General features: G+C 59.2%; 2 protein-coding genes. Both read left to right on the top strand.

The window, feature by feature from the left end; translation table 11 throughout:
- The first annotated feature begins 75 nt into the window (after positions 1–75).
- Positions 76–1,032 (top strand): DUF2950 domain-containing protein, encoded by a 957-nt coding sequence (locus ACXJ7R_RS32345; RefSeq protein WP_457155350.1) that lies wholly within the window; start codon positions 76–78, stop codon positions 1,030–1,032.
- A 146-nt stretch (positions 1,033–1,178) separates the two neighbouring features.
- Positions 1,179–1,442: a hypothetical protein gene (locus ACXJ7R_RS32350; RefSeq protein WP_457155351.1), complete on the top strand. Its 264-nt coding sequence runs from the start codon at positions 1,179–1,181 to the stop codon at positions 1,440–1,442.
- Positions 1,443–1,497: the final 55 nt, after the last annotated feature.

Here is a 1,497-nt window from a genome sequence, read left to right on the forward strand (position 1 = left end):
GCGCGGCGGCGGCGGGCGCGGCGGTGGCGGGCGCGGCGGTGGCCGGCGTTAATAAATTTGGCGAGGAGAACCGACATGAAAACGTCCGTCCGGAGTCTTGTTCTACGTTCGCTGCTCGGGGCCGGAATGATCTTGAGCATTGGCGCGGGTTCCGCAAATTTTGCCAGCGCGCAGGAGGTGCACAGCCTCGAGGATTACGTGGCCAAAAAAGGTCCGCCGCTTTTCGATGATCCCTCGGCGGCTGTGGACGCGTTCAAGTCAGTCCTGGCAAAGGATGATTTCGATGGACTGGCCGTACTGCTTGGGCTGGATGCCGCAAAGCTGAGGACAAGTGAAGGCGTGATGGATACCTACACGCAGATCCGGCAAGGCGCTGCGAAGACGGTGATAGTGCGTGATCTTGGCGACCGCAAGGAACTCGACATTGGCGACAAGCTATGGACGCTGCCATTCCCCATCGCCAAGGGCAAGGACGGCAAGTGGGCTTTCGATACCCAGGCTGGCATCGAAGAGATCATCAACCGGCGCGTCGGGGAAAATGAGATCACGGCGATCGAAACGGTTCGCGCCTATGTGGAAGCTCAGCGTGACTACGCTTCAGAGGACCGCGACGGCGATGGCGTGCTGGAATACGCCCAGAAGCTGATCAGCAGCGAGGGCCGAGCCGACGGGCTATATTGGCCGTCCGACGAGACCAATGGCGTCAGTCCGGCAGGCGATTTCATCAACCAGGCGGCTCTCGACAAGGCGAAGAAAGGCAATGGCTATTTTGGGTATCGCTTCCGCATCCTGACCGGCCAAGGCGCGAATATCGCCGGTGGCGCCTACAACTATATCATCAACGGCAACATGATCGCGGGTTTCGGGCTGGTGGCCTGGCCTGTGAAATATGCCGAAACGGGCGTCAAAACCTTTGTGGTCAATCAGCAAGGTATCGTCTACGAGGCCGATCTAGGCCCGAAGACGGAGGCTTTGGCCGGCGCGATAAAGCAATTCAATCCCGACGACAAATGGCAGGTGACAGGTGATTAGCCCGGTTCGGAAACGGTGATCCCATCGCCAATGCCAACCTCGTCGGCAGAGGCGCCTTCATGATCAACCCGAATGGGTGGTTCACGACCCTAGTGACACAGCAGTTCAAATATTGCCCGCCACTAAATCGGCCGATCAAGTGCGACGTGTTGACGTCGTTCGCCGCCGTCATTGCTGTTCTTGCCGTGGGTGGTTCGGCTTTGGCAGCCAGCGTGGTTAACAAGGACAGCAAGATCCGAACGTTGATCGTGACGGAAGGCGGTAGCAAGACGAAGCTTGCACTGCATGCCGGCGAGACCGTGGAATTCTGCCCGAACGGCTGTTTCGTCACCTGGCCCAATGGTGACCTCGAGGCCCTGACCGGGTCGGAAACGATCGAGATTTCGGGTGGCGTCGCCCGCATCAAGTAAAGTCGGCGGCATGGCTTGCAGCGGCCGGGTACTCGACGACCTCTTCGTTGAATGC

It is taken from the genome of Mesorhizobium sp. P5_C1 (assembly GCF_054049815.1).